The following is a 23,127-nucleotide window of genomic DNA, read 5'->3' as shown; positions in this document are numbered from 1 at the left end:
ACGACGTCGCGTCCGGGGCCCCTTGGTGGTGCTGACTCAGCTGCGGGTGAAGCGCAGCGTGAGGATCTGGAACGGACGCAGCGCGATCGCCACGCCGCCCTCGGTCAGCTCACGGTCGGCCAGGTGCCGCTCGAGCAGGTCGACCTCGGTGACCGAGCCGGCCGCGAAGCCCGGCGTGACGGTCGCCTTGGACTGACCGCCGCTGGACTCGTAGAGCCGGACGACGACGTCGCCGGACTTGTCGTCGGCCAGCTTGACCGCCTCGACGATCACGTTGCCGTTGCTCACCTCGACGATCGGCGCGACGCCCTCGGCGCCGGTGACGACCCGCTCCGGCAGGTTGATCCGGTAGCCCTCCTCGATCGCCTCCGGGATCCCGGCGCCGACCACCAGCGCGTGGTTGACCACGTGCAGGCCCTGGTCGGTCTTCGGGTCGGGGAAGCGCGGCGCGCGGATCAGCGACGTACGGATGGTGGTCGTGGTGCCACCGTCCTCCCGAGCGGTCCGGTTCACGTCGTGCCCGTACGTCGAGTCGTTGACCACGGCCACGCCGTAGCCCGGCTCGCCGACGTGCACCCAGCGGTGCGCCGCGATCTCGAACTTCGCCGCGTCCCACGAGGTGTTGGTGTGGGTCGGCCGGAAGATGTGCCCGAACTGGGTCTCCGACGCGGACCGGTCGGCGTGCACGTCGACCGGGTAGGCGGCCTTGAGGAACTTCTCCGACTCGTGCCAGTCCATCGCGGTCTCGATGTCGAGCCGCTTGGTGCCCGGCCGCAGCCGCAGCGTCTGGGTGACGGTGGAGCGGTTGAAGGACCGCTTCACCACCACGGTCGCGACGCCGTCGACGGTGCTGAAGTCGACCGTGTCGACCTCGGTGACGTCGCGCACGTTGTTCTTGTAGAACGAGTCGACGTCCCAGGCGTCCCAGTGGTTCGGGGTGTCGACGTGCAGCTGCAGCAGGTTCGCCACGGTGCCGGGGGCAACGACCTCGCGGTCGGCGGCCACGTCGTACAGGGACGTGATCAGGCCGCGCTCGTCGACGGTGACCCGGATCAGGCCGTTGTCGAGCACGTTGCCGTCGATCGTCGCGGCCTGGCCCTCGCCCGCGGCGATGCCCGCGCCGAGGGCGGCGACGCCACCGCGGTTGTGCGGCGCCGCGTTGAAGACGATCTGCGCGTCACCGGAACCGGCCAGCGCCTGCTGCGCCTTGGCGATGATCGCCTCGAGCTCCTCGGCCAGCGCCGCGTACGTCGCCTCGGCCTCGCGGTGCACCCAGGAGATCGACGAGCCGGGCAGGATGTCGTGGAACTGGTTCAGCAGCACGGCCTTCCAGATCCGGTCCAGGTCCTCGTACGGGTAGGCGTCCAGCTTGCCCGCGACGACGGCCGCCGCCGACCACAGCTCGGCCTCGCGCAGCAGGTGCTCGCTGCGCCGGTTGCCCTGCTTGGTCTTGGCCTGCGAGGTGTACGTCGCCCGGTGGATCTCCAGGTAGAGCTCGCCGGACCACACCGGCGCGTGCTCGGCGTACTCCTCCTCGGCGGCGCTGAAGAACTCGGTCGGCGATTCGATCGTCACCCGCGGCGAGGACTCCAGGTTGGCCACCCGGCGGGCGGTCGCGACGAACTCGCGGGTGGGGCCGCCACCGCCGTCGCCGTAACCGAACGGCACCAGCGAGCGGGTCGCCGCGCCGTTCTCGGCGAAGTTGCGCTGCGCGTGCGCGAGCTCACGGCCGGACAGGTCGGAGTTGTAGGTGTCGATCGGCGGGAAGTGGGTGAAGATCCGGGTGCCGTCGAGACCTTCCCAGTTGAAGGTGTGGTGCGGGAAGCGGTTCTCCTTGTTCCAGGAGATCTTCTGGGTCAGGAACCACTTCGAGCCGGACAGCTTGACCAGCTGCGGCAGCGCGGCGGTGTAGCCGAACGAGTCCGGCAGCCAGACCTCCTGGGTGTCGATGCCGTACTCGTCCAGGAAGAAGCGCTTGCCGTGCACGAACTGCCGGGCCAGCGCCTCGCCGCCGGGCAGGTTGGTGTCGGACTCGACCCACATGCCGCCCACCGGAACGATGGTGCCGTCGGCAACGGCCTTCTTCAGTCGCTCCCAGACCTCGGGGTAGTTGTCCTTCACCCAGGCGTGCTGCTGGGCCTGCGAGAACGCGAAGACCAGCTCGGGGTACTCCTCCGCCAGCGTGGCGACGTTGGAGACGGTCCGGGCGACCTTGCGGCGGGTCTCGCGCAGCGGCCAGAGCCAGGCCGAGTCGATGTGCGCGTGCCCGACCGCGGACAGCTGGTGCGCGCTGGCGTGCGCGGGACGGCTCAGTACGTCGGTGAGCTGGGCGCGGGCCTCGGTGGCGGTGCCGGCGACGTCCTCGTAGTCCAGCGCGTCCAGGGCCCGGCTGAGCGCGCGCAGGATCTCGCGGCGGCGGGGCTCCTGCGGGGTCAGCTCCCGCTGCAGGCCGTCGAGGGCCTCCAGGTCCAGGATCAGGTTCCACACCTCGGCGTTGAACACGGCCAGGTCGGCGCGGGTCAGCGTGTAGATCGGCGTCTCGCCGCGCTTGGCGCCGATGTCGACCTTCGCGTAGGCGTTGTCGAGCGGGATCTCCGGGTTCGCGGCTGCCTCGACGTAGAAGCTGATCTGGTCGCCCGGCGCGGCAGCGGTGCCGTCGGGGCCGAGGATCGACAGCGGTGCGTAGGTCTGCCGCGGGTGCAGGCCCTTCAGCGGTACGCCGGAAGTGGTGTGGATCAGGCCCTCGGCGGAGAAGCCCGGGCCGCCGCTGAAGCCGAGGTCGATCACGGCCTCGATCTCGGAGCCGGCCCACTCGGCCGGCACCTGGCCGCTGAACTTGAACCAGGCGGTGCCCCAGGCCGGACCCCAGGGCAGGCCGATCTCGGCCGGCTCGTAGCTCTGGGCCAGGGCCTCGGCGGGACTCACCGGCTCGCCCGGGGCGTGCCACACCTCGATGGACAGCGGGACGGAGGCGCCGTAGACCGCGGGGCGGATCCGCTCCCGCAGGGCGCGCTTGAGCCGCTCCTCGATCAGTTGTCGGTCGTCGTGCACGAAATCATCCTCCGCTGACGGGGTTCCGCGGCCATCCAGGCCGACTGTGTTGACAACGCTGTCACATGTTGGCCGGGCCCGTCCAGACGCAAGCTCGCCGTCCCACCGTCCGGCGGCGGTTCTCCGACCGCCGGACGCCTCGAGGTGAGCACGCCGTAAGGGGTCGTGACCGGACCGCGATGGCATCCGCACCCCGGGCCCTCTAAGTTGTCCCTCATGGATCGTCCCCGCCTGCTGACCCGCCGCCACGCGCTGGGACTGGGGGCCGCGGCCACCGGGTCCCTGCTCATCCCGGGCTGCTCCCGCGGCCGCTCCGACGAAGCGGCGCCGGACGGCCCCGCCAAGATCGCCACCGGCAACGAGGGCGGTGTGTACGACATCTACGGCAGCGGGCTGGCCAGGCTGGCCAGCGAGCAGACCGGGGTGTCGATGACGCCGATCCGCACCGAGGGGTCGGTGCAGAACCTGAAGATGCTGGCCGCCGGCAAGGCCGACATCGCCTTCAGCCTGTCCGACTCGGCACTGGACGCCTGGGAGGGCGCGCCGGACACCGCGTTCAGCTCCGGTGCCCTGCGGTTCTCCGCGCTGGCCCGGACCTACGACAACTACGTGCACGTGGTGGTGCCCACGTCGTCGAACATCTTCGAGCTGAAGCACCTGAAGGACCGGATCGTCAACCTCGGCCCGATGAACTCCGGCACCCGGGTGGTCGCGAACCGGATCCTGCAGACCGCGGGGATCAAGGTGGTGCCGAAGAACCTCGGGCTGGAAGCCGCGGTGAAGGCGCTGGCGGTCGGGATCGACAAACCGCGCGAAGGGATCGCCGCCCTGATCTGGAGCGGCGGTCTGCCGACCAAGCCGATCCTCGACCTCCAGGCGACGATCGGCTTCCGGCTGGTCGACATCGGCGCCGCCGCCCAGCAGCTGGCGAACCGGCGGTTCGGTGGCTACGTGCTGTCGTCGATCCCGCCCTCGGTCTACAAGCTGGCCAACGCGGTCCCCACGCTGGCGGTGCCGAACTACCTGCTGGCCCGCCGCGACCTGTCCGCGCCCTGGGCGTGGTGGACGGTGAACACGATGTTCCGCCGACAGGCCGAGCTGCGGGAGATCCACCCCGAGGCCGGTTCGCTGGACGCCCGGTCGGCGATCGCGACCATGCCGATCCCGCTGCACGAGGCCGCGAAGCGCTGGTACCAGGAAAACCACGTCTGACGCACGTCGGGTGGTGAAGGCCGTTGCCCCACCACCCAAGAGGTCGAGCGGGCTCACCACTCGGTCGTGTGTCTCACCCGTCGGTCGTGCGGAGCTCAGTCCTCGTAGTCGTCGATCAGCGGGACGCGGACCTCGATCACCAGGCCGCCGCCGATCGGCGGGCGAGCCACCACCCGGCCGCCGACCCGGGCCGCCTCGGACCGGACGATCGCCAGGCCGAGTCCGGTACCGGGCATCTCCCGGTGGTGCGCGCTGCGCCAGAACCGCTCGCCGACCTTCTTCAGGTCCCGCGACCCGAGCCCGAGCCCGTGGTCGCGGACCGACAGCACGACCTCGGTGCCGTCGCGGGTGACCGAGACCTCGACCGGCGGCGCGCCGTACTTGCTGGCGTTGTCGAGCAGTACGTCGAGGATGTCGTCGACCTCGAGCTCGGCCGCGACGCCGCCGGGCACCATCTCGCCGATGACCAGCTCGAGGTCGTCCGCGGCGTACACGGCCTTCCAGCCGACCAGGCGCTCCTTGACGGCCTGGGCCAGGTCCAGCGGCTCCTCGCTGCCCTCGACGTCGCCCGGGCGGTCCGAGCCGGCCAGCCGGGACAGCCGCTGCACGATCCGGCCGAGCCGGTCGATGTCGCTGAGCGCGAACCGCGCGGTCGGCGACAGCCGGGACAGACCTTCGATGTGGATCCGGGCCGACGTCAACGGCGTCCGGAGCTGGTGCGACGCGTCGGCGACGAACTCGCGCTCACGCTGACGCGCCTGGTGCAGGCTGAGCGCCATCGAGTTGAAGCTGTCGCCGAGCCGGCGCAGCTCCGGCGCCCGGCCGTCGGTCGACACCCGGGTGTCCAGCGCGCCCCGGGTGACCTGGTGGGTGGCGTTGTCGAGGTCGTTGAGCGGCCGCAGCACCCAGCGGGTGACCGGCTGGACGATGCCGATGACAACGGCTCCGACCGCCATCAGCAGACCGCCGAGCAGCAGGAGCAGGCCGTTCTGGACGTCCTGGCGGCCCTTCTCGGTCGGCACGCGCAGCACCGAGGCGCCGAGCACGCGGCCGTTGTTCACCACCGGACGGGAGACCACCATGTCGCCGGACTGCCACGGCCACAGGGCCTTCGGCTCGCTCGGCAGCCGGCCGGACAGCGTGCTGTCCAGGACCAGCTTGATGGCGGGCTCCTGGACGTCGACGCCGGACCGGGAGGTGGCGATCACCCGGCGGTCCACGTCGACGACGAACACCGGCGTGTTGTAGAGCTCGTGGTAGCGGACCGCGAGCTCGCGCAGGCTGGCGATGTCACCGGACTGCAGCGGCGACTCGGCCATCGTGGCGAACCAGTCGGCGTCGTTGCTGCGGGACAGGAACAGGTTGCGGGTGGTGTTGGTGGCGATGAAGTTCGCCAGCGGTACCGCCGCGAGGATCGCCAGTACGGCGACCAGGGGGACGAGGGACTGCAGCAGGCGACGGCGCAACGGTCAGTCCGAACCCAGGCGGTAGCCGACGCCGCGGATGGTCTGCACCAGCTCCGGACGGCCGAGCTTGGCCCGCAGGCTGGCGACGTGCACGTCCATCGTCCGCGACGACGCCTCGAACACGGACTGCCAGGCGTACAGCGCCACTTGCTCGCGCGGCACCACCCGGCCGTGGTGCGCGGCCAGCACAGCCAGCACGTCGAACTCCTTGCGGGTCAGACTGATGGGTTTGTCGGCGACCTGGACGGTGCGGGCCTCGATGTCCACGGTCAGATCGCCGACGGTCACCCGGGGGCGGGGTTGCAGCAGGCCGGTCCGGCGCAGGACGGCGTCGATCCGGGCCAGCAGCTCGGAGATCGCGAACGGCTTCACCACGTAGTCGTCGGCGCCGCTGCGCAGACCGCGGACCCGGTCGGCCGCCTCGCCCCGGGCGGTCACCGCGATCACCGGTACGTCCGACACGGTCCGGATCTGTCGGCACACGTTGATGCCGTCGCCGTCGGGCAGGCCGAGGTCCAGCAGGACCAGGTCGCCGGGGTCGGCGGCGAGCGCGTCCGCGGCGGTGCGGACGTGCGTCACCATCAGCCCGTACCGGCGCAAGGCAGGTATCAGAGCGTTGGCGATATCGAGATCGTCTTCGACCAACAGAATCCTCACCGCGCCGCTCATGCCGTGATCGTAGGGCAGGAGACGCTCACCTGTGTCAGATCTTGGTAAAGACGTAATCACGCGACTCCAGGCCGTGGTCGGCGACACTAGTCTCCGACCACGGGAGGGAGCCGATACATGACTGTGGGTGTTGGTGCGGGGGGTGGCACCGCCGCGCTCTCCGAAGCCGACCTGGCCGAGTACGAGCAGGAGAAACCAGCTCGGCGGCTGCGGCCTGCCCTCAATCTGGTGATCTCGGCCTGGTGCGCGATCGTCAGCGTGGGCGTCCTGCTCCAGGTCTTCTTCCCGTTGTCGGCCGGCACGCAGTACTACTTAGTGATCTTTCTCGCAGCCGTCCTCCCGATCACTTTGTTGTGCTACCGGGGCTGGAAGGTGCCGGCGTTCCTGAATCCGTTCAAGGCCCGGACGCACGACGACCCCGGCGTGCTGGACTGGCTGCTCGCGGCCGTGGCGCTGGTTGTCTGCCTCTACCCGCTGCTCGACTTCGACGGGTTCCTGGAGCGTCGCCAGGCGCCGACCGGGACGGATGTCCTGATCGGCGCGCTGCTGCTGGTTCTGCTGCTCGAGGCCTGCCGCCGTACGACGGGGTGGGTGCTGCCGGCGTTCAGCCTGCTGTTCATCGCCTACGCCTACTACGGCGGCTACCTGCCCTACACCTGGTCGCTGGCCCACCAGGGCTTCAACTTCGACGCGATCATCGCCCAGTTCACGATGGGCACGGCCGGCTTCTACGGGACGCCGCTGGCGGTTGCCGCGAGCTACATCGTGCTGTTCACCATCTACGGCGCCGTGCTGGACTACTCCGGCGCCGGCAAGTTCTTCATCGACCTGTCCTTCGCCGCGTTCAAGCGCAGCCGCACCGCACCCGGCCGGACCGTGACGATGGCCGGCTTCCTGCTCGGCACCGTGTCCGGCTCCGGTACGGCGACCGCGGTGTCGCTGGGCACGGTCTCCTGGCCGATCCTGCGCCGCGCGGGCTACCCGGCCGAACCGGCGGGCGGCATGCTCGCCGCCGCGGGCATCGGGGCGATCCTGTCGCCGCCGACGCTCGGCGCGGCCGCGTTCATCATCGCCGAGTTCCTCCAGGTCTCGTACCTGACCGTGCTCGGCTACGCGGTGATCCCGACGATCCTGTACTACCTCGGCATCCTGCTCGCGATCGAGATCGACGCCCGCCGGCACGGCACCACGTCCGGGGAGACGTCGGATCTGTCGGCCCGCCGGCTGCTGCTGCGGTTCAGCTACCACTTCCTGTCGCTGTTCGTGATCATCGGCTTCATGGCGGTCGGCGTCCCGCCGTTCAAGGCCGTCGTGTACGCCGTGCTGATCCAGTTCGCGCTGTCGTTCCTGGACCGCGAGCACCGGCTCACCGCCGGGCCGCTGTTCAAAGCGCTTGCCCAGGGCACCCGATCGGTGCTGCCGGTGGTGGCGACCTGCGCGACCGCGGGCGTGATCGTCGCGGTGACCACCCAGACCGGCCTCGGGCTGAACCTGGCCGAGATCATCGTCGACGCCGGTCAGGGGGTGACCGACAACCCGACCGTCGTGCTGATCCTGACCGTGGCGCTGTCGGCGATCGCCGTCCTGATCCTCGGTCTGGCCGTGCCGGTCACGGCGTCGTTCATCATCGCCGCGGTGATCATCGCGCCGGCGCTGGTGCAGCTCGGCGTCACCCCGGCCGAGGCGTACATGTTCATCTTCTACTACGCCGTGCTGTCCGAGGTGTCGCCGCCGACCGCGCTGGCCGCCGTGGCCACCTCGGCGATCACCGGCGGCCGGACGATGGCCACCATGTGGCAGGCGTGGAAGTACACGCTGCCGGCCTTCCTGGTGCCGTTCGCGTTCGTGCTGACCGAGAACGGCGCGCACCTGCTCGGCCAGGGCAGCCTGCTCGGCATGGTCTGGACGCTGGCGGTGTCGATGCTGGCCGTCGCGGCGCTGGCCGTGGTGACCGGCGGCTGGATCCTGGTGGCCACCACATGGGTCGAGCGGGCGCTCTGCGTCCCGGCCGCGCTGCTGCTCCTGTACCTGGCGCCCGTAACCATCGCGGCCGGAATCGGTTTGCTACTTGTTGCCGTCGTCATCAACCTGGTCCGGCGGCAACGCCAGGCCGGACAACCGGAAGGATCCGTCACTTCATGAGAACCCGACGCCTCCCCGCCGCCGTACTCGCGCTCGTCGCCGCCGTCTCCCTGGTGGCCTGCGGTGGGCAGCGTGAGCCCGAGGCCGGTGGCACCGGTACCGACGGCGGCCGGCTGACGATTGCCACCGGCAACACCACCGGCGTGTACTACCAGCTCGGCGGCGCGCTCGCCTCGGTGATCTCGGACAAGGTCGAGGGCTACCGGGCCACCGCCAGCGAGACCGGCGCCTCGGTACAGAACATCCAGGGCCTGACGGCGGGCAACTACGACATCGCCTTCTCGCTCGGCGACACCGCCAGCGACGCGGTCAAGGGCCAGAACAGCTTCCAGCAGCCGCAGGACGTGGTCGCGCTGACCCGCCTCTACCCGAACTACACCCAGGTCGCGGTCCGCGCCTCGGCCGGGGTGACCAAGTTCGCCGACCTGAAGGGCAAGCGGATCTCCACCGGTTCGCCGAACTCCGGTACCGAGGTGATCGCCCGGCGGCTGCTCACGGCGGCCGGCCTCGACCCGGCCCGCGACGTCACCACCCAGCGGCTCGGTCTGCCCGAGTCGGTCGACGCGATGAAGAGCGGCTCGATCGACGCGCTGGTGTGGTCCGGCGGCGTCCCGACCGGTGGCATCACCGACCTGACCACCAGCCTCGGCAAGGACGTCAAACTGATCCCGATCACCGACCTGCTGCCGGCGCTGAACACCAAGTACGGCACCATTTACGCCGAGGGCACGATCCCGGCCGCGGCGTACAAGCAGCCGGGGGACGTCAAGACGATCATCGTGCCGAACGTGCTGCTGGTCCGCAAGAACATGCCGGACGAGCTGGCCGAGAAGCTGACCAAGGTGATTTTCGACAACAAGGACGCCCTGGTCCAGGTGAACGCGGCGGCCAAGGACATCACCTTGGAGACCGCGGCGCAGACCGACCCGGTGCCGTTGCACCCGGGCGCCAAGAAGGCGCTCGACGCACTGAAATAACCGCACAGCTCGCTCTCCTCCGCACACCAGGCGCAGCGGGGGAGGGTGGCGGATCCCATCTCCGGTCGTAGGCGCGACGGAGGCGGGAACCATCTCTTCTCCACCACCAGACGCAGTGGGGAAGAGACCAACGCCCCGGCCACAACCAGGCGCAGTGGCAGGGGCAGGCCGGGCCGGCCCGCGGAGGCATCCGCGGGTTGGTCCGGCCACCTGGTTGTTCGGTGGCGCGGGTCAGCTCATCGTCGGTTGCTGCTCCTGGGCGTCCGGCATCTTCGCGCCGCGCAGGTAGTGGGACAACGCGGAGTCGCGCTTGGGATGAGCGTGGTAGTGCGTCGGTACGACGCGACCCTCGGCGCTGTCCCAGGCGGTGTCGGCGAGCCGCCACATCCGGTGCGCCATCCGTCCGGCCATCCCGGTGTGCGGGGAGTACGGGTGCGCCCTGGTCGGCGCGAGCTCCTCGGCACCGAGCAGCCGCGACGTCAGCGCGCTGACGTCCTCGCCGTCCATCGTCTCGCAGATCCGGCGGCTGCAGTCGGCCTCGATCCGCTCGTGCTCGTCGAACTGGCGGTCGATCACCTCCCACACCTGCTCGGGCCGCAGGTGCTGGACCCGGCTGTCGCCGTACTGCGTGGCCTTGAGGAACCGCAGGGACCGCTCGAGCTGCTTGGCGTTGCCGACGTACGTGGCGACCAGTTCGCGGCCGTCCGGCAGCCGGCGAACCCGCGGGAGCAGGATGTCCTCGGCGGCGGCCAGGTGCTGGGCGGCGATCGCGTAGAACCAGTCGGTTTCGTGCCGGCGATGCGGAAGGGCGGCGTCCGGCGCGTGGGCCGGCGCGGCGAGCTCGCGGATCTTGGTGTGCTCGTAGCTGAGAGCCACTTCGAGAGTAGAAGCGGTCATCGTAACCACCTCCTGGGGGTTGACCCCAGGTTGCGCCTTCGTCGCGGCAGGTGCAACCGGTCCGGCACCGTGCGTGAGGGGACGTGATGTCCGCTCCGGCGTCGCGGGCCCCGATCTGCTCACCGCACGCCCGCAGCCGGTGTGGGCGAATGCGAAGGGCTCCCCGGGCGCGATGCCCGGGGAGCCCTTCGATCAGTTGGTGGAGCGGCTGCTCGGCCCGGCGATCAGTGGTCCGAGCTCTTCTTCCACAGGTTGATCCCGGCCTCGACGGCGTCGGCGTCGATCGCGTCCAGCTCGTCCTGGCTGAAGCCGAGGTTCTTCACCGCGGCCAGGTTGTCCTCGAGCTGAGCGACGCTGGAGGCGCCGATCAGCGCGCTGGTGACCCGCTCGTCGCGCAGCGTCCAGGCGAGCGCCAGCTGGGCGACGGACTGGCCGCGCTGCTTGGCGATCTCGCTCAGCGCGCGCACGTGCTTGAGGGTCTCCTCGGTCAGCATGTCCGTGCTCAGCGACTTGCCCTGCGCGGCGCGGGAGTCCTCCGGGATGCCGTTGAGGTAGCGGTCGGTCAGCATGCCCTGCGCCAGCGGCGAGAACGCGATCACGCCGACCCCGAGCTCACCGACGGCGTCGAGCAGGTCCTCCTCGATCCACCGGTTCAGCATCGAGTACGACGGCTGGTGGATCAGCAGCGGCGTACCGAGCTCGTCGAGGATCCGGGCCGCCTCGCGCGTCTTCTCCGCCGAGTACGACGAGATGCCGGCGTACAGGGCCTTGCCGGAGCGCACGGCGGCGTCCAGCGCGCCCATCGTCTCCTCGAGCGGGGTGTCGGGGTCGAAGCGGTGGGAGTAGAAGATGTCGACGTAGTCCAGGCCCATCCGGTCCAGCGACTGGTCGAGCGAGGCGAGCAGGTACTTGCGCGAGCCGCCGCCCTGGCCGTACGGGCCCGGCCACATGTCGTAGCCGGCCTTGGTGGAGATGATCAGCTCGTCGCGGTACTTGGCGAAGTCGCGGGCGAAGTGGGTGCCGAAGTTGGTCTCCGCCGAGCCGTACGGCGGGCCGTAGTTGTTCGCCAGGTCGAAGTGGGTGACGCCGAGGTCGAACGCCCGGCGCAGGATGTCGCGCTGGGTCGCGAACGGCTTGTCGTCGCCGAAGTTGTGCCACAGACCGAGCGAGATGGCCGGCAGCTGCAGACCGCTGCGTCCCGTCCGCCGATAGGCCATCTGGTCGTCGTACCGGTTCTCAGCTGCTGTGTAGTCAGTCACGAACGCCAGTGTGCACCATGTCGTGACAAGTCCGCGAACCCCTTGTAATACAGCAGAACCGGCGTCGATCAGACCCAGAGATCCACCTTCTTGATCAGCTTGTCCCAGGGCTCGGGCGGCCCCGAGGCAACGAACCGCAGGACTCCCATCAGCCGGCCGGCCGGCGGCGCCGTCCAGTGCCGCTCACCCGGACGCGGCGGGCCCATCAGGTTGGACAGCCCCCACTGCAGGTGAAACCACAGCACCGCCGCCTCCAGCTCGCCGGGCGCGAACCGCACGCCCACGACGTCCTTGTACGCCGGCAGCACGCGTACGACGTCTTCCAGCCGGAGCTTGGCGAACTCCATCGCCCGCGGTCCCCAGGCGGCGTCACCCCAGTCGATCAGCGCCGCGAACCGCCCGGCGTCGTCGACCATGATGTTCTGCGGCGCGAGGTCGCCGTGCAGGAGAACCGCTGGCGCTTCGCGGTCGAACCGCTCGCCCAGTTCCTCGATCCATCCGGCGAGCCACTCTGCGGTCCTGGCATCCAGGTATCCCTGCTCGACCGGCCCGTCCACCGGCCGCCCGTCCGCGCCTGCGTCGACCGGCACGCCTTTGATTTCTTGTGGCTCGATCCGATGCAACAACCCGATCTCGCGTCCGACCTCCGCCCAGGCTCCGGTGGCGTTGTGCTCGACGAGATCGTTGCCTTCGACCCGTTCCATCACGACGTACGGCGAATCTGCCTGACCGCGCGCCGCACCACCTCGCCGCTCGGCCGCGCCGAGCATGCTCTGAGCCACGATGGCCGGCGTCCTGACCCCGGCATCGCGGACGACGGGAATGACAGCGATCTCCTTGCGAAGGTCTTCAGCGAACGCCGCAGACCGCGGCAACCTCAGAACCAGGCGCGGTCCCAGCCGAAAGACATAGTTCGCGACGCCACCCGAGATCTCGGTGACGCCGGTCGGTTCGATGCCGTGCTCGACGGCAATTGCTCGCGCTGTGCTCGCTGGATCCAAGGTCATCGATCCCAGTCTGCTGGGTGAACCACGTGCGACCCCAACGGTTTTCGCCAGCGATACTGGGCGCGTGCGAGTCGATCTCGATCCAGAAGCCGTCAGCAGCAGAGAGTTCTACGCGACCCTGAACTCGGTGGTGGTACCTCGGCCGATCGCCTGGGTCTCCACCATCTCGGCCGACGGCGTCCTGAACCTCGCGCCCCACTCCTTCTTCACCGTCTCCTGTGTCCAGCCCCCGATGGTCCAGTTCACCTCGGTCGGCCGCAAGGACAGCCTCAACAACGTCGAAGCCACCCGCGAGTTCGTCGTCAACTTCGCCACCGAACCCCTCTTCGAACAGATCAACGCCACCGGCACCAACTTCCCCGCCGGCATCTCCGAGTTCGAAGCAGTAGGCCTGACCACCGAACCGTCCCGAACCGTCACGGTCCCCCGAGTCGCCGAATCCCCGGTCGCCCTCGAATGCACCCTCCACACCACCCTCGAACTGGGCGACTCCACCGTAGTCATCGGCCAAGTCCGCCACCTCGCGATCGCCCCCGAGGTGATGGACGGCAACCACCCCGACATCCACCGCCTACGCCCCCTCGCCCGCCTCGGCAGGAACGAGTGGTCCACCATCGGCGAAGTCCTCAACATCTCCAGAATCCGCTACGACGACTGGCCGGGGAACTACCAGCCCGAGAAGTAGCCCGCGCGGCGGTCTTACAGCAGCACCCCGGTGCCTCACCCCCCGGGAAACCCCGCATCCTGAGCATCGACACCTCGAATCCCGGCACCGCGAACCCGCAGCACACACCTCGAACCCTCAGCACCCGAACCTCCGGCACCCCGCCCCTCGGGTATCCCGAGCGCCGGTTCGGCGCACACCCGGGGGCTCGCCGCCGGATATCCCGAGCCCCGGTCCCGCGCACGCCTGGCATCCCCGCCCCTGGCATCCCCGCCCCTGGCATCCCAACCCGCAGTCCCGCGACGTCTGGCACGCCCGGGCATCCCGAACGCGCCCCATCCCGCGAACGCCCGACATCCCGAGCCCCAGGGCCGGCGGACGCCTGGCATCCCCGCCGAGGGCATCCCGATCCCCGGTCGCGCGAACGCCTGGCAACCCGCACATGCAGCACGAAAGCGACCGCCGGCCCGGTGTAGACGACGCCGTACACCCAGCCCTCCAGGCCGTCGATGGGGTTGTCCGCCACCGAGCTGGTGCCCGCGCCCCCGGGCATCCCCGAACGCCAATCCCGCGACCGCCAGGCATCCCGACCCTGGGTGCGGCGGACGCCTGGCATCCCCGCCCCCGGGCATCCCGCGAACGCCTGGCATCCCCGCCCCCCGGGCATCCCGCGTACGCCTGGGGGTCCGCTGCCGGGTATCCCGCCCCCGGTCCCGCGTACGCCCGGCATCCCGCCGCCGGGCATCCCGAGCACCGGCCCCGCGAACGCCCGGCCTTCGAACACCCCGGGCCGCCGGTAAGCCCGCGGCGGGCGCGAGCGATGCCCCACTCCCGTCCGCTGCTCGCTTCCGGACGCCGCGAACCAGGACTGAGGCGGCGCCCTAGAAGCGAGCGCACGTGGGCGATCGCGCCGTACGGCCGGCGGCACACCGCCAACAGACCATCACGGTCAAACCCCCACCGGTGCGGGCCACCTTGCGACCCAGCGCGGAGGGCAAGGGGCGAGTGGGGTGCCGGCGGCTGACCGTTGGCGGATGTCGGGGAGGGGTCACTGGTGACATACTCGCCGCCACCGCCCGGATGTCGGCGGTCGCGCACGTCCGCAGCGGGCGGTCGCCGATTGGGTGGAACTTGTCCGGCGCGGGCACGGGCAAGGGTGCCGGTGTACGGGTACGCCGTCAGCCGGGCGGGAGACGACGCGACTGAGGTGACACCGCCTGAGTCCGCGGGACGGCTCGCGGGCGCCGGTCTGCTGGAGGTGGAGCGGGGCTGCGAGCGCGTCCGGCGGAATCGCGCTGTCCGCGCGTGATGGTCGAGCGGCTGGTGATTTGGGCCGACGCGTCCGGAGTATGGGGAGTGTCGGCGCACTGGCCGGCTGGATTGGCGTGCTGGTGATCGGTGCGGGACTGCCGGCGACTGCGCGCCGCTCTGGCAGGAGAGCAGGAGGGTCGCCGATGGGCCGGCTGGAAGCAACGGGGTCGGGCTGAAGTGCGCGGGTTTCAGATTGTTTGGTGGTTGACCCATCCGGACCGTGCAGTGGGTCCGAAGTCCGGGCATGACTTCGCACAAGCGGGTTTCTGCAGCGGTGGGTGGCTTGGTGGCCGCCGGGGCCGGTCTTGGCCTGGGTGAGTTGACTGCCGCGCTCGCGGGCGGCACCTCGCCGGTGGTCGGGGTCGGGACTCAACTGATCGATCTGGCGCCTGGGCCTGCGAAGGACTGGGCGGTGAAGAACCTCGGGACGGCTGACAAGCCGATCCTGGTCGGGGGCGTGCTGGCTGCCGTCGCGGTGTTCGCGCTGGTGGCGGGTGTGGTCGGGGTGAAGCGGCCCCGGGTTGCACTGGGCATGACGGTGGTCCTCGGGTTGCTGGCGATTCTCGCCGCGGCGACCGGGCGGTCGCTGGCTGTCAATCCGGTGGTCCGGGTTCTGCCCGGCGTCATCACGTTGCTGGTGGCAACTATTGGGATGTACTTGGTGCTGCGGGCGCGGGGCTACTCGTTGCGGGGCAAGCCGCAGGAGGTGCCAAGGGCGGCGACCCCCGAGCAGGTGAGGCAAGCATCTGGGGGCGGCGCGACCGCGGGCGACGTAAGTGGCGAGGCCGAGAAGCCTGACGGGTTCGATCGTCGGAAGTTCCTGGTGACGACGTTCGCGCTGGGGGCGGCCGGGGTCGGTGGAGTGGCTGCCTCCCGGGTCCTGCCGGGTGGCGTGGACGACGCGACGCGTCGGGCCATCAAGCTGCCGATTCCGGCCAGCCGGGCAAAGGCTCTGCCGGCCGGTGTCGCCGCCGATGTGGCCGGGATCAGCCCGTTCACGACGTCGAACAAGTCCTTCTACCGCGTCGACACGCTGCTCACCGTGCCCAAGGTGGATCCGCGCAACTGGGAACTGCGGGTGCACGGCATGGTCGACCGGGAGTTGCGGCTGAACTTCGCCGACCTGCTCGAACGGCGGCTGGTCGAGCGGGACATCACCTTGACCTGTGTCTCCAACGAAGTCGGCGGCCCGTACGTCGGCAACGCACGCTGGATCGGCGTACCGATCGCGGAGATCCTGCGTGAGGCCGGGGTCCAGGCCGGTGCGGACGCGGTGAAGTCGACCAGTGTCGACGGGCTCACCATCGGCACTCCGCTGGCCGCGCTGACCGACGGGCGGGACGCGATCTTCGCGGTCGGCATGAACGGGGAACCGTTGCCGTTCGACCACGGGTTCCCGGTCCGGATGGTTGTGCCGGGACTGTACGGCTACGTGTCGGCCACCAAGTGGATCGTGGACTTCGAGGTCACCCGGTTCGAGGACTTCAGCGCCTACTGGACCGACCGCGGATGGGCCGTCGAGGCACCGATCAAGACGGCGTCGCGGATCGACGTCCCGAAGGGATTCGCCCGGATCAAGCCCGGTCCGGCCGTCGCCGCGGGAGTCGCCTGGGCGCAGCACCGAGGCATCGCCAAGGTCGAGGTGCAGGTCGACGGCGGGCCCTGGCAGGAGGCGAAGCTCGCCGACGAGGCCGGCATCGACATCTGGCGCCAGTGGACCTTCCGCTGGGACGCGACCTCCGGCAACCACACCCTCACCGTCCGTGCGACGGACCACACCGGACAGGTCCAGACCGCCGACCGTGCCGCACCACGACCGAACGGGTCGAGCGGGCTGCACAACACGGTGGTGATGGTCGAGTAACGAGTGTCGCGAACGGACCTCCGGCACCAGATCCTCCAGCACCACGCACTCCAGCAAGACACCTTTCATCACCACCTCAGCACCACCATCACAAGGAGACCGATTCTCATGTCGAACACCCTCAAGCGCGTCACGCTCGCCGCCTCTGCCGTTTCGTTGCTCTTCGCCACGGCTGCCTGTGGTGGCAGCAGCGACGACGCCGGGACTCCTGCGGCTGGTACGACGACGTCGACCACGGCGCCGGCCGAGACCCCGAGCACCACTCCCTCGATGGACAACGCTGCCGGCCTGGTCGGCCCGGGTTGTGCCGACTACGCCAAGGCCAACCCCTCCGGTGCCGGTTCGGTCGACGGCATGGCCGCCGAGCCGGTCGCCACCGCCGCGTCGGGTAACCCGCTGCTGAAGACGCTGGTGGCGTCGGTGTCGGGCAAGCTGAACCCGAAGGTCGACCTGGTCTCGACCCTCAACGGTGGTGAGTTCACCGTGTTCGCGCCGGTCGACTCGGCGTTCGCCAAGATTCCGGCCGCGACGATCAACACGCTGAAGACCGACAGTGCGCTGCTGACCAAGATCCTGACCTACCACGTTGTCGCGGGCCAGCTCGACCCGGCCGCGGTGGTCGGCAAGCAGACCACCGTCCAGAAGGGCTCGGTCACCATCACCGGCTCGGGCGACAACCTGATGGTCAACAACGCCAAGGTCATCTGCGGTGGCGTCAAGACCGCCAACGCGACCGTCTACCTGATCGACACCGTGCTGATGCCCCAGGCCTGATCGCCGAAGCTTCACACAAGCCCGGGCGGTGCCACCTTTCATGGGTGGCGCCGCCCGCTGTTGTTGTCCGCAGCAACAATCGCCGCGACGGACGCACTGACGTCGGCCTCCGTGGTGAGGTGGTTGGAGACCGAGATCCGCATGAAGCGCCGGCCGCGCCAGGTCGTACCGCCCATCCAGCAGACGCCTGACCGCTGCACGGCGGCGATCAACCGGTCGGTCTGCTCGTCCGAACCGAACGAGACAAGGACTTGGTTCAGCACCACCTCGTTCCCGATCTCGTAGCCGGCGTCGGCGAGCTGCTCCGCGAACGAACGCGCCAGCGAGCAGCAGCGCTCGACGAGATCGCGCACACCGGTGCGGCCGAGTTCCTGCAGACCGGCCCACACGGCCAGCCCTCGAGCCCTGCGGGACGACTCGAGGGCGTAGTCACCCGGCTCGGACTCGCCCGAAGCGACCAGGTACGACGCGCTGTAGGCGAGCGCGTGATGATGGACCTCGGGATGGGCGGTGAACACGAACCCGCTGTCGTACGGAAGATTCAGCCACTTGTGCCCGTCGCAGCCCCACGAGTCGGCCCGCTCCAGCCCGCTCACCTGGTCGCGCAGCGCAGGACTGACCGCCGCCCAGAGCCCGAAGGCGCCGTCGACGTGCACCCAGCCGTCGTACTGGTGGACGAGGTCGCACGCCGCGCCGAGGGCGTCCGAGGCGCCGGTGTTCACGTTGCCGGCTTGCAGGCAGACGATCAGCGGGCCGGTGTGGCCGGTCAGCCGGGCCCGGAGATCGTCGAGGTCGATGGTCCCGTTGGGGCCGGAGCGCACGAGCTCCAGGCTGCGCGAGCCGAAGCCGAGGAGTCGTAGCGAGCGGTCGATGGTGGCATGACGTTCCTCTCCGGCCAGGATCCGGACTCGGGGTGCTCCTGTCAGGCCGTCGGCTTCGACGTCCCACCCGGCCCGGGCGAGGACGTGATTTCTGGCCGCGGCCAGCGCGACGGTGTTGGCCGACTGCGCGCCGGTGGTGAAACCGGCCGACGCCGTCGCCGGAAGGCCGAGCAGTTCCTTCAGCCACTCGCCGGCCGCCTGCTCGGCTGCGGCGGCGGTGGGGGAGAGCACGCTGTTCCAGGCATTCTGGTCCCAGCCGGCGGCGAGGATCTCCGCGGCGGAAGCGGCCGGAAGTGCGCCGCCGACAACAAAGCCGAAGTAGCGCGGACCCGCACTCGCGACGATCCCCGGATCGGCCACGGCGATCAGGTCGTCGATCACATCGGAGGGCGGTCGGCCGGCGTCGTCCAGCGGACGACGGAAACCGGTCCGCACGTCTGGGTACGACGCAGCGGCGCGAACCGGTCGCTCGGAGAGCGAGTCGCGGAAGGCGGCGGCGTGCGAGGCGGCGCGGGAGAAGAGCTCGTGCGTGGGTGACGAAGGCTGCATGGTCCGACTGTCCCATCCGGTCGTGGGTGCGAGCGTTTGCGTGACGTGCCGATCGAGAGCTAGCTGAGGGAGCGAGTCAGCGCCTGGAAGGCGGGAGCGAGGTGAATGGCGTTGAGGTCTGCGGGTTGGGTCGTGGCGGGAGTCCACGTGCCAGCGGAGACATGGTGGATCCAGGGCGTCAGCGGACCAGGCTGCGTCGCGTAGGTGCGCAGGGAGATCGTGAGCATCACGGCCAGGGCGGGCAGGACCGAGAGGTCCTTGATGACGTGCACCAGCAGGAGATTGCGGGCCGGCAGGGCGACGAGCACGCCGTACGGCGGGTTCTCGACGTGCAGGGTTTCGCGCAGCACGGTGTCGAGGACGAGCGCACGCGAGGCGGCGAACGTCGAGCCGCTGAGCACGGCGACGGTCGCGCCGTCGTGATCGGCGTACTCGAGTTGGTCGGGTCGGCGGCGGAGGTTGGCCAGGGCGGTGTCGATGGCTTCGGCTCGGGTCATGCCGTAGTCGGACGGGTCGAGGTGCAGCGTGACGACGCCGTCGTCCTGCGTTGCCGGCACGGCGAGCAGGCCGGGCAGGAACTCCGGTGTCCCGGCGGTCCAGGCGGGTGGCAATGCGCTGGTCGGGACGAGCCGCGCCAGCAAGTCGCGCGCCGGATCGCTGGGCGGTCTGGGTGGACCCTGGCGGAGATGCCGGCTCAGACAGGCGAAGTGGTCGTTGACCAGGTGAGGCCAGCGGTGGGCATGCTCGGTCGCGACGATCCGGGCGAGGTTGGTCAGGCCGGCGATCAGGTCGGAGTCGAGCCCGGGCAGCGACGGACCAGGTCTCACGATCAGCGAGTCGACGCCGTCGAAGGTTGCTCGCAGCCCGTGCTCGCCCGCCGCCGACACGGCGAGCTGGACGAGATGCGCCGCCTGAGCGGAAGTCAACGGCGCCAGGGCGCACCGATCGGCGGGTTGGTTGCCGGGAGCACGTTCTGGGGGATCCGGATGATGGATGGTCATGAGTACCTCCTCGCCAGAGAAAGTACGAGGAGTTCACCGGTTCCGAGCCGGGGATTCGGCGGCTGTGGACAACCGGGCGGTTATCCTGCCCGCAGTCCATCCGGAGGAGTGAGTCATGGCGGACACACCGGCGTCGCGGCCGTCGTCGGCAGCCCGGCTCTCGTTGTCGCACATCACGGCGCAGAACGAGACCAACCTGCTCGGCACGGTGCACGGCGGCGTGATCATGACGCTGGTCGACTCGGTCGCCGGCGTCGTCGCGGCACGGCACTCCGGTGGCCCGGCGGTCACCGCGTCGATGGACGAGATGGTGTTCCTGGTCCCGGTGCGCGTCGGCGACGTCGTGCACTTCACTGCCCAGGTGAACTGGACCGGGCGCAGCTCGATGGAGATCGGCGTCCGGATCACCGCGGACCGCTGGGACTCGGTCGGTCCGCAGGTGCACGTCGCCACGGCGTACCTGGTGTTCGTCGCCGTGGACGCCGAGGGCAAGCCGCGGCAGGTGCCGCAGGTGGAACCGGAGAACGACGAGGACCGGCGCCGGATGCGCGAGGCCGAGATCCGGCGCAGCCACCGGCTGGCCCGGCGCCAGGCGATCATCGCCTCCCGTGAGGACACCGATGAAGTGGTTGTCTGACCTCAAGTGGCACCCGTCCGCCGTCCTGCTGGTGGTGCAGCTGCTCGGTGTCCTGGTGTATCCGGCGATGGAGGGATCGCGCGGCGGCCGGGTGGCGTTCGAGACGCTGGGCATCGTGGTGCTGGTGCTCGCGGTCTTCTCGGTCCGCTCGACGCCGGGGCTCACCTGGGTCAGCGTCTGCCTGGGCATCCCGGCCGTGGTGCTGTCACTGGTCGACGCGTTCCGCCCGAGCGACGTGATCGTGCCGATCTCCGGCGCCTTCCACGCCGCGTTCTACTTCTACGCGGCCTACAGCCTGTTGCGGTACATGCTGTCCGACCACGACGTCAGCGTCGACGAGCTCTACGCGACCGGCGCGACGTTCACCCTGGTGGCGTGGGGATTCGCCTATGTGTTCGTGGTCGTCCAGGCGCTCGACCCGGGCAGCTTCACCGCCGCGGTCAACCCGGACCACGACCGCTCCTGGATGGAGCTGCTGTTCCTGAGCTTCACGACCCTGTCCAGTACGGGGCTGAGCGACATCGTCCCGATCAAGTCCTGGGCGCGGTCGGTGGTGATGCTCGAGCAGCTGGCCGGCCTCGGGTACGTTGCGATGGTCGTCTCCCGGCTGGTCGGCCTCACGGTCGCGAAGCGCCGCTAGCGACGCGGCCAGGTGGCCAGCAGATCCGCCGCCGCGCGGTGAGCGACCTCCGGCGCGTGCTCCATCGCCGCCACCCGGTAGCTGACCAGAGCTCCCTCGTGCAGCAGCAGCAACCGATCCGCCAGCTCTTCCACCTGGTCGAAGCCGGCCAGTTCTGCCTGCGCCACGAACTCGGCTCGCATCCATTGCTTCTGCCCGACGATCACCGGCATCGCCGGATGGTCCGGCGCCGCCAGCTCGACGCTCGCGTTGATGAAACCGCAGCCACGCCGTGACTGCTCCATCCACTCGCTGAGCGCCGCGAACAGCGTGAGGATTACCTCCTCGGGCCCGGAGGGCTTCCGCCGCGCGAGCTGCTCGTCCAGGAACGCGTGCCAGACCCGGTTCCGCCGCTCCAGGTACGCCGCGATCAGCTGGTCCTTGGACCCGAACCGGTCGTACAGGGTCTTCTTGGTCACCTCGGCCGCGTCCGCGATCGCGTCCACCCCGACCGCCCGCACCCCTTGGGCGTAGAACAGCGCCGACGCCGCCGACAGGATCCGCTCGCCCGCAGGCGTCAGCGGTTTGGCCGGCGTCTCCGTTCCGGTGCGCTCGACGAGCAGGACCGGTCTCAGCTGCTGATCGACCATACTGACAGTATACCGACCGGTATGGTTACTTCGAGGCCATGACCACCACCGAGACCCTCGCCGTACGCCGACAAGCCGGCTCGCGCCTGATCCCACTCCTGGCCGGCGCCGGGTTCGTCGTGTTCTGGAGTTCGGGCTTCATCGGGGCCCGCTGGGGTACGGCGTACAGCTCGGCCGTCGATCTGCTCGCCTGGCGGTTCCTGCTGGCCGGCACCCTGGCGGCCGTCGTACTCGCGATCCGTCGGCCGAGGATCAGCCGTGCCGACCTGGTCACCCACGTCGCGATGGCGTTCCTGACCCAGTTCGTCTATCTCGGCCTGATCTTCACCGGCATCGACCACGGCATCCCCGCCGGCGTGACGGCGCTGATCGGTTCCCTGCAGCCGATCCTGATCGCCACCGTGGCCGGACCGCTGCTCGGCGAACGCGTATCGCCCGTGCAGTGGACCGGTTTGCTGATCGGGCTTGCGGGAGTCGGCTTGGTCGTGGCCGATGACCTCGGTCACAGCTCGCCGTTGCTCTTCCTGCTTCCCTTCGGCGGTCTGCTCGGCCTGGTGGCCGGCACGTGCATCGAGCGCAAGCGCAAACCGCAGGCTCACCTCCTGGACGCGCTCTGCCTGCAGAGCCTGGTCTCCGGTGTGCTGTTCGTCGGCTTCGCCACCGCGACCGCGCAGATGACCGTGCCGCACGAGCTGGGCTTCTACGGGGCGGCCGTCTGGCTGGTCGTCTTCTCCACCACAGGTGGCTGGGGGCTGTACCTGGTGAACCTCCGGTTGTCGGGCGCGACCCGGATCAGCTCGCTGCTCTACCTCGTACCGCCGACCACGATGGTGATGGCCTACCTGATGTTCCACGAGACGATCGGACTGCTCGCCGCGTTCGGCATCGTCGTCTGTGCCGTGGCCGTGCTGCTGATTCGCCGGCCGGATCGACGGACCGGGCGTTGATGACGGGCGTGACGACCCCGGGATGGCTACGCTGCGGTAATGGCGGAACCCCGGTGGCTGGACGACAAAGAGCAGCAGGCCTGGCGTGCGTTCATCGCGGCCCAGCGCGTGGTCAACGGGCGGATCGAACAGCAGCTGCAGCGCGACGCCGGCATGCCGCACACGTACTTCGAGATCCTGGTCCGGCTCTCCGACGCCACCGACGGCCGGCTGCGGATGAGCGAGCTCGCGGTCGCCACGCTCGGATCACGCAGCCGTCTGTCGCACGCGGTGAACCGGCTCGAGCAGGTCGGCTGGGTCCGTCGTGAAGGGATCACGTCGGACCGGCGCGGTCAAGTGGCCATCCTCACCGACGCCGGCCGGGAGAAGCTGAAGGACACCGCGCCCGGTCATGTCGAAACGGTTCGTGCGGCGGTCTTCGACGCGCTGACCGAGGAGCAGGTCCAGCAGCTGCACGACATCTGCGCCGCGCTGGCCCGTCATTCCGGCGGCACGTACGACAGTGCCGCGTGGGAGTCCAGCTGAAGCCAGTCGGTAACAATGGGCGTCG

19 protein-coding genes are annotated in these 23,127 nt (G+C 69.8%); 10 read left to right on the top strand and 9 right to left on the bottom strand.

Features of this window, described 5'->3' with window-relative positions; all coding sequences use genetic code 11:
* Positions 1-36: 36 nt before the first annotated feature.
* Positions 37-3,051 carry an alpha-mannosidase gene (locus BWI15_RS27785; RefSeq protein ID WP_077017513.1) on the bottom strand — a complete coding sequence of 1,005 codons (3,015 nt, stop codon included), beginning with the start codon at positions 3,049-3,051 and terminating at the stop codon, positions 37-39.
* Positions 3,052-3,267: 216 nt separating this feature from the next.
* Between BWI15_RS27785 and BWI15_RS27780 the strand changes: the two genes are divergently transcribed.
* Positions 3,268-4,263, top strand: coding sequence for a TAXI family TRAP transporter solute-binding subunit (locus BWI15_RS27780; RefSeq protein WP_077017512.1), 996 nt, complete (start codon positions 3,268-3,270; stop codon positions 4,261-4,263).
* 95 nt (positions 4,264-4,358) lie between these two features.
* Here BWI15_RS27780 and BWI15_RS27775 read toward each other — a convergent pair whose 3' ends face one another.
* Complete coding sequence (locus BWI15_RS27775) at positions 4,359-5,729, bottom strand: sensor histidine kinase (protein WP_077017511.1); 1,371 nt, start codon at positions 5,727-5,729, stop codon at positions 4,359-4,361.
* A gap of 3 nt (positions 5,730-5,732) precedes the next feature.
* Positions 5,733-6,398, bottom strand: coding sequence for a response regulator transcription factor (locus tag BWI15_RS27770; RefSeq protein ID WP_012918592.1), 666 nt, complete (start codon positions 6,396-6,398; stop codon positions 5,733-5,735).
* A 117-nt stretch (positions 6,399-6,515) separates the two neighbouring features.
* Here BWI15_RS27770 and BWI15_RS27765 point away from each other — a divergent pair, with 117 nt between their 5' ends.
* Together BWI15_RS27765 and BWI15_RS27760 are read left to right on the top strand one after the other, a co-directional pair.
* A complete protein-coding gene (locus BWI15_RS27765; protein ID WP_077017510.1) occupies positions 6,516-8,540 on the top strand; it encodes a TRAP transporter permease in 2,025 nt (674 codons plus the stop codon).
* Positions 8,537-9,517, top strand: coding sequence for a TAXI family TRAP transporter solute-binding subunit (locus BWI15_RS27760; protein ID WP_077017509.1), 981 nt, complete (start codon positions 8,537-8,539; stop codon positions 9,515-9,517). The genes BWI15_RS27765 and BWI15_RS27760 overlap by 4 nt, the downstream gene beginning before the upstream one ends.
* 231 nt (positions 9,518-9,748) lie before the next feature.
* Here BWI15_RS27760 and BWI15_RS27755 read toward each other — a convergent pair whose 3' ends face one another.
* The 3 genes from BWI15_RS27755 to BWI15_RS27745 all read right to left on the bottom strand — a co-directional run bounded on the left by BWI15_RS27755 (position 9,749) and on the right by BWI15_RS27745 (position 12,680).
* Complete coding sequence (locus tag BWI15_RS27755) at positions 9,749-10,414, bottom strand: hypothetical protein (RefSeq protein WP_077017508.1); 666 nt, start codon at positions 10,412-10,414, stop codon at positions 9,749-9,751.
* A 224-nt stretch (positions 10,415-10,638) separates the two neighbouring features.
* A complete protein-coding gene (gene mgrA, locus BWI15_RS27750; protein WP_077017507.1) occupies positions 10,639-11,673 on the bottom strand; it encodes an L-glyceraldehyde 3-phosphate reductase in 1,035 nt (344 codons plus the stop codon).
* 68 nt (positions 11,674-11,741) lie between these two features.
* Positions 11,742-12,680, bottom strand: coding sequence for an aminoglycoside phosphotransferase family protein (locus BWI15_RS27745; protein WP_077017506.1), 939 nt, complete (start codon positions 12,678-12,680; stop codon positions 11,742-11,744).
* Positions 12,681-12,744: 64 nt separating this feature from the next.
* On the opposite strand from BWI15_RS27745, the gene BWI15_RS27740 reads away from it, so the two are divergent.
* The 3 genes from BWI15_RS27740 to BWI15_RS27730 all read left to right on the top strand — a co-directional run bounded on the left by BWI15_RS27740 (position 12,745) and on the right by BWI15_RS27730 (position 17,293).
* On the top strand, positions 12,745-13,365 hold the full coding sequence (locus BWI15_RS27740) for a flavin reductase family protein (protein WP_077017505.1): 621 nt from the start codon (positions 12,745-12,747) through the stop codon (positions 13,363-13,365).
* 1,534 nt (positions 13,366-14,899) lie between these two features.
* Positions 14,900-16,519 (top strand): molybdopterin-dependent oxidoreductase, encoded by a 1,620-nt coding sequence (locus BWI15_RS27735; RefSeq protein ID WP_077017504.1) that lies wholly within the window; start codon positions 14,900-14,902, stop codon positions 16,517-16,519.
* A gap of 108 nt (positions 16,520-16,627) precedes the next feature.
* Entirely contained in the window at positions 16,628-17,293 is a 666-nt protein-coding gene (locus BWI15_RS27730; protein ID WP_077017503.1) for a fasciclin domain-containing protein, read from the top strand.
* Between the two features lie 38 nt (positions 17,294-17,331).
* Here the strand turns inward: BWI15_RS27730 and BWI15_RS27725 are convergent, their stop codons facing one another.
* Positions 17,332-18,723: a pyridoxal phosphate-dependent decarboxylase family protein gene (locus BWI15_RS27725; RefSeq protein WP_077017502.1), complete on the bottom strand. Its 1,392-nt coding sequence runs from the start codon at positions 18,721-18,723 to the stop codon at positions 17,332-17,334.
* Positions 18,724-18,782: 59 nt separating this feature from the next.
* Positions 18,783-19,724 (bottom strand): hypothetical protein, encoded by a 942-nt coding sequence (locus tag BWI15_RS27720; RefSeq protein WP_077017501.1) that lies wholly within the window; start codon positions 19,722-19,724, stop codon positions 18,783-18,785.
* 115 nt (positions 19,725-19,839) lie between these two features.
* Here BWI15_RS27720 and BWI15_RS27715 point away from each other — a divergent pair, with 115 nt between their 5' ends.
* Both BWI15_RS27715 and BWI15_RS27710 read left to right on the top strand, forming a co-directional pair.
* Positions 19,840-20,361 carry an acyl-CoA thioesterase gene (locus BWI15_RS27715; protein WP_077017500.1) on the top strand — a complete coding sequence of 174 codons (522 nt, stop codon included), beginning with the start codon at positions 19,840-19,842 and terminating at the stop codon, positions 20,359-20,361.
* Entirely contained in the window at positions 20,345-21,001 is a 657-nt protein-coding gene (locus BWI15_RS27710; RefSeq protein WP_077017499.1) for a potassium channel family protein, read from the top strand. Before BWI15_RS27715 ends, BWI15_RS27710 begins: the two co-directional genes overlap by 17 nt.
* Here the strand turns inward: BWI15_RS27710 and BWI15_RS27705 are convergent.
* The gene (locus BWI15_RS27705) at positions 20,998-21,630 is read right to left on the bottom strand and encodes a TetR/AcrR family transcriptional regulator (protein WP_077017498.1); all 633 of its coding nucleotides are present in this window, start codon (positions 21,628-21,630) and stop codon (positions 20,998-21,000) included. The two genes, BWI15_RS27710 and BWI15_RS27705, sit on opposite strands and share 4 nt — an antisense overlap.
* A 38-nt stretch (positions 21,631-21,668) precedes the next feature.
* Between BWI15_RS27705 and BWI15_RS27700 the strand changes: the two genes are divergently transcribed.
* A complete protein-coding gene (locus tag BWI15_RS27700; protein WP_077017497.1) occupies positions 21,669-22,577 on the top strand; it encodes a DMT family transporter in 909 nt (302 codons plus the stop codon).
* Between the two features lie 39 nt (positions 22,578-22,616).
* Positions 22,617-23,102 (top strand): MarR family winged helix-turn-helix transcriptional regulator, encoded by a 486-nt coding sequence (locus BWI15_RS27695; RefSeq protein ID WP_077017496.1) that lies wholly within the window; start codon positions 22,617-22,619, stop codon positions 23,100-23,102.
* The last annotated feature ends 25 nt before the right edge of the window (positions 23,103-23,127 follow it).

The sequence above is a fragment of the Kribbella sp. ALI-6-A genome (genome assembly GCF_001984195.1).
Classification (GTDB): domain Bacteria; phylum Actinomycetota; class Actinomycetes; order Propionibacteriales; family Kribbellaceae; genus Kribbella.
The sequence above is the reverse complement of the archived record's forward strand: the minus strand, read 5'-3'. Positions and strand labels throughout refer to the sequence as shown.